Source organism: Agriterribacter sp. (assembly GCF_035444585.1).
Classification (GTDB): Bacteria; Bacteroidota; Bacteroidia; order Chitinophagales; family Chitinophagaceae; genus Agriterribacter.
Genome location: NZ_DAOMOZ010000273.1, coordinates 1 through 5,620, shown reverse-complemented (window position 1 = coordinate 5,620; position 5,620 = coordinate 1). Strand labels below are relative to the sequence as shown.

The 5,620-nt window shown below is 45.7% G+C and carries 4 protein-coding genes; all 4 read right to left on the bottom strand.

Annotated features, from left to right (window positions below):
- A partial coding sequence (locus PLH26_RS19720) for a hypothetical protein (protein WP_324587738.1) occupies positions 1-856 on the bottom strand: 856 nt, incomplete at its 3' end.
- A 132-nt stretch (positions 857-988) separates the two neighbouring features.
- On the bottom strand, positions 989-2,647 hold the full coding sequence (locus tag PLH26_RS19715; RefSeq protein ID WP_324587737.1) for a glycoside hydrolase family 172 protein: 1,659 nt from the start codon (positions 2,645-2,647) through the stop codon (positions 989-991).
- Between the two features lie 5 nt (positions 2,648-2,652).
- Positions 2,653-5,286, bottom strand: a complete 2,634-nt coding sequence (locus tag PLH26_RS19710; RefSeq protein ID WP_324587736.1) for a glycoside hydrolase domain-containing protein — start codon at positions 5,284-5,286, stop codon at positions 2,653-2,655.
- A gap of 109 nt (positions 5,287-5,395) precedes the next feature.
- Positions 5,396-5,620: hypothetical protein (locus tag PLH26_RS19705; RefSeq protein WP_324587735.1), on the bottom strand; the 225-nt coding region annotated here is incomplete at its 5' end.

The following is a 5,620-nucleotide window of genomic DNA, read 5'->3' as shown; positions in this document are numbered from 1 at the left end:
CGCCCAATTCAATTTGTTCAATCACATTCAATACTTCCGGCTCAGGGCATCCAAAAAAAGCAATGGCGCTCCCCGCAAAATCGCTGTTAACAGGTGCCACGTATTGTATATTATTTCCCGCTCCTGTTGTTCGGGGAATCCGCCGGTCACGCGAAAACAAACGAAGCTCACTACCATATGGCTTTTTTACCGCCAGGCTGCCCCTGTACATTCTTACATACTCCGGCATATCCCCATCGCTGTTTACGTTGATTGCAACAGGTTGTCCGATCTTATCTTTCAACGAATCCGGAAGCTGCTGCCCCGGCAACGGGTCAATAAAAGATCCGCCACCCGCATTGTCGCCATCATCGGGTATACCTTCAATAGTGTTGATATTGAGCGACTGAACACCGATGGCAAATGCAGTATCTCTTACCACGCCTACGGTTTCACCTATCAGCTTATCAATAGTGGTTGCGTAGGGTCCCCATACGATTGCCTGCGTACCATTACGCGGCTCCAGCGAAAGCAACTCAAAACGCAGGTATGTTGCTCTGTTCTTTATACCAATAACAGCTTTGATGCCGCCGGGGTATTGCAGTGTGATCAATTGCTCCCCCGAATCGTAAACGGCCTGTTCGGGTAAACCGTATGCAGAATCTTTGTACAAACTGAGCAAAGGCGCTGTTTGTCCTGCCGGAAAATAATCTTTGCCGGAAGCTTTTTCTTTTATGCTCAATATATTCCCCTTTGCATCAAACCCAAGAGTCAGATAATCTGTTTCAAGATTAAAATCAACCTTCCTCCCACAGGAAGCAGCCAGCAAAACAACCAGCAAAGGCATTAATAAACCCCATGGTCTTTTTTTAAACATCAGCATCTTATATACATTTTTGGCCTACAAAAATTTATCAGCTATCTCTGTTCCATTGTATCTCAACAAATGCCGGGGATATCCTTTAGTAACTGTTTCCACCCCTGCAAAAAAGCAATTTAAAACAGCTTTTTATTTCGCTCTGCTTATTTCTTTTGCTCTATCATCTAATTGCTTCAGCGACATAACAGGTTTTTTTACTTCGTTGGGCAAAGCCGGCCTATTAGAAACAGCGCCCGGAAAGCCATACCAGAACACAACAGCCGAATAACCGAGAAAATTCCACGGATTACGGATCTGCGTACCGGGTGACGCCTCAATATCAAATACCAGGCGGCTGTTAAAAGGTATCGCATCCAGTGCGCGGATACGGGTGCTGATATTAAAACCTCGCACATCTCTTCTCCCGGGGGTAGCCGACCCAACTTCTATATTGGATAAAAAAGGATGAGAAAACCGGTCATCTTTGGAAGGATTTTCACCACCGGCCCAACCATAATAATCTTCCGTACCTGTTCCAAAATGCGTGGGAAATTTTTTATTCCATGCTTCATCCACATAAATTTTTTCATCGCCCTCTCCCCACCAGCCATAATCAGGATTAAGTACCGTCCATGCATCGCCTACCAATACGCCCTTACCTTTTATATCAATAAAATTCCAGTCGCTGAACACATTACCAGGCTGCACATCGTCGCTGCGCCAGTTGGCATGGAAATGCATGGAACGGTTGTTCCAGCTATAGTCAATAACAGTTATCGCAAAATGGTTTATTTGTACAGGCAGGTTGCTCAGGTTTTTTAAATACACTGCCGCGTTCGACCGGAACGGCATCAGCCAGGTGCAGATCATTTGCCCGTTGGAACGAACGGTTCTTGTAGCGGTTTGAAACGGATTCAATGCGTTGGCGCTTCCAAAAAAATCCCCCAGCGGAGCCCACATTGTTTGCTCGTCATCAAACTCCGCCACCAGTACAACCGATCTCAACAATTCAGGATGCTGTTTTACCTCGTCAGGGTCAAGGATAATCTCCAGGCTGTTGACAGCACCGCTTTTATTTACCGTTAATTTTAACGACTCACCAGCTTCTATCTTTCCGCTATTTTCAACCCGTTCGCCTTTCAGCAGCGGATATACTGCATGCAGTTTTGCGCTTACCTCATCCATCAGTGGCAGGGCCTGCATGAGTTGCGCTTTGGAAAATGTTTTTACGGCTGTGCCTTGGGGATAAGCCCGGTAATTGATGATATGATAGAATGGTTTACTGCTGAACGTTACTTTGCAGCTTTTGGCGAAGGGTATGGGCAGATAACTGTTTCCTGCACGGGCCGTAATGGCGGCAAACGGCGGGGGAACAGAGCCGCGCCCGGTTATTAACCGGAAATAATTTTCGCTGATGGCAGGCGTATCTTCACCATCAAGATAAATATTAATCACGGGGCCCTCCAGGTCGTCAAGTCCGCCATAGTAAAAATAGGGCGCCCACATTTTAGTAATGGCACCCGGCCCATCGTGTTCCATGACCACCCATTCTGTTTTTCCACTCTTCTTTTCGGTACGCATAAAGCCAATGCCGTCGGAATCTGCAAACCAGCCCGGCCCGTCTTTTACAACCGACTCCCGGTTATAGCTGCTCACCTGCAGTGAAGCATACACAGGCAGCGGATAACGGGCCAGCGTATCCCGATCCGACATTTCGTTAAGCAGGCTGGTTAATGTAATGGTTTGGGCATCGGCTGTTACATAATGCATCAATATAACAAAACAGATAAAAAGCCTGAGATGTGTCATACGCGTTAATTATTCTCCCTGATAACAATCATATATCCTTTTTTCCCCGGGATATTTACTGAGCTTAATGACTGCAGCGGCTGTTCATCCTGGAAGTCTTTTACAAAAGGTATGCTGATGCTGCATTTGGACGGATCATACCCAAGCGCATCCCAATCAACAATAACAGCACCGGTCTGGTCTTCTTTGCTCCAGTTGGCTATTGCAATAATGCTTTCTTTTTTGCCTTTAAATACAGAGGCTTTGATATGTTCATTGCTGGTAGAAACCGCACAGGATTTATCCCAATAGCCTATGAGTTCTTTTTCTTTAAAGCTGTGCTGATCCCAGAATTTCCACAGCTCATCCGGAGTATTGCCTGCCCATCCCGCACGGTTGGTGATGCCATACACCATTCCCCGCCACGGGTTTCCGCCCCCTTCAAGCATCTGTCCCGGCAAGCCAAAAGGGATGCCCGAAACCTCAACCAGCCAGTGATCGGGCAGACGATTATAGTCTCTCCCTTCGCCTATCCATACCAGGTCGAAATATGGAAGCAGGTCCATATACAGGTTCAAGCAGCTGGCATACCCGGCCCAGTTGTTAAAATGGTTCCAGCTGTGCAGATCCATTCTGCCTTCGGGGCGATACTGATCAATAAGTTTTCTTGCGCGACGCAATGTAAACCGGTCGAGCGCCGCATCATCGATATACACGCCGTCAATCTTCAAATTTCTCAGCATCCAGTCCAATCCGCCTATGTAAAAATTGTTCAATCTGCTGTTGGGTGTAGTAATAACAGAAAGGTCCAGCTCTCCTTTAAATTTTCCTTCTTTCACGATATTGTACCATGCGGGAATATATTTCTCTCTCAGGTTTTTAATAAGCCATTCATTTGGGCCTTTGGGGTGCAGTGCTTCCGTACGGCTGGCGTTACCCGGGCCGGGAAAGAGCACTTCACCATTCAAGCTGTAAAAGGCATAGAATTCAGGAATATTTTTGGTGAGCTCCCGTGTGGTGTAGTACAGCTTCAACCGCTGCCGGTTTTCATGGGCTTTAACAACCAGGGCTTTTAGCTCTTCTGTATTTTCATCTAAATAAGGATAGTTAATAAAAGGATAGATGTTTTCGGCATGATGGATGTTGATGATATTGGCTCCGGCTTTTTTGGCTTTTTCAGTTTTACTGAATGCATCTGTTCCCCCGCCGTGAAAATACCTGTCGCCATATTTTATTTCATTGCTGATGGTTCTGAAAGGAGTGATCAGCAATTCAAAGTCGTAATTGAGTACACTGCCTTTTGCCATCTCCCGGTTTCCGGAATAGGCATTGATCCATACAGCATTATCTTTTTCATCTACATGCACGCCACCTTTGTTGTTGTTACCCCATGAAGGCGGAAGATGCAATGGCTCAAACCTGTAATAAATATTAACCAGCGGCAGGATATAGTTCTCGGCTTTTAATTTAAGTCTCAGTCCGCCATTAACCGCACCGATCCACAAAGCGTCCTGGTTTTTGGTAGTATCCCATTGCCATTGCCAGGAAGACGGGCGCAATCCGCCTTCGCGGTTCAGTCCCATCATGTACCCGGCTTTATCTTTATGTACCGGCACTTCCAGGCGGATATCCCTGATCTTTAAAGGCTTCAGCGCCTTCAACGTAAGCTTGTAATCCATAAACCCATCAAACTCAAGCCTACCCGAGCAAATAAGTTCACAATCGGCGGAGCTGTTTTTTACCTGCCATGCCGCATACCCGGGAACCTGTGCTGTAAACTCCAGTGGTCCGGGCTGTAAAGCGACGGTTTCGCCATTTTCTTTTTCAACTGTAAACCGGAATGCTTCGCTGAGTATGGGCTCAGCTTTTTGTGATATACTTTGATTGGAAGCGGTGAAATGACTGGCTATTGCCTGCGGCAACCCGTTGGCAGCGATCGTTACCGAGCGGCCTAAAATCTGCAGCGTATTGCCATTGCGGGTTACAGGTGTATACCCTTTGGTAACTTCATCATCAATGCCAAGCGTACTGTTCAGCCAGTACATCCGCGATAAGCGTTTTCCCTCGTTGAAGCCATGATCTTTTACTATTTCACCATCAACCTCTAATTGTATCTTTATCGTTTGAGCTTTATTGTTAGCCGATACCGTTGCTGTGCCATAGTAAGTTCCTTTTACAACGCCCGAAAGATCTACACCAATCCATAAGGCCTGAACTTTTCCATTTTGTACATCTATCTTTTTCGCAAACGGATTACCCAGGTAATCAATGCCCCCGGCGTTAAAGCAACTCACCTGCCGGGATGGAATGGCTTTCCCGTTTTTGGCTTTAAGATCAGAAAACCTGAGCTGTATGTTTTTCAATTCATTGTTTATGGCCCATACGCCCACCTGGTAAACAAAATATTCACCCGGCTGTGCATGTAAAACGAAATTGGCTCTTGAATAATTATTTTTCAACCACCGGACCTGCAAGGAATCGTTCCACCTGATCGGATATGCTCTTGTTTCGGGAAAAATATAAAACGGCTGCTTCGACAAAGCAGTATACGTTTTTGTTGCGGTTTCGGGCGAGATGTAATTTACCGTCGTGGTTTGGCTGTAAGCACTTACGCTAATGCATAACTGAATACACAAAAAAATATTTTTTATTTTTTCCATATTATTTGTTTTTACTATCAATAGTAATAACTATCATTTAAATTAATAGCCGCCCCTGCTGCGTTAAGCAAATGACTCCGGAGGCCTGAAAGTTTTCATTCTTTACGTATTATCCTTCTTCCACCACCAGCCAGGTAAACCCGCCAGCAGGGACTTCAACCGACACCTCCGCTTCGTAATTACGATTCAGTGTATAGCTCTTCGGGATGCCTTCCTGTTCTCTAATTTTTGCTGCAGTTTTTAACCCGGTATAATATAAGGGTAACCGGAATTTTTTTCTGATGGGCTGATCCGTAGGGTTAAATATAATCGCCATCCGCCTGGTATCCAGTTC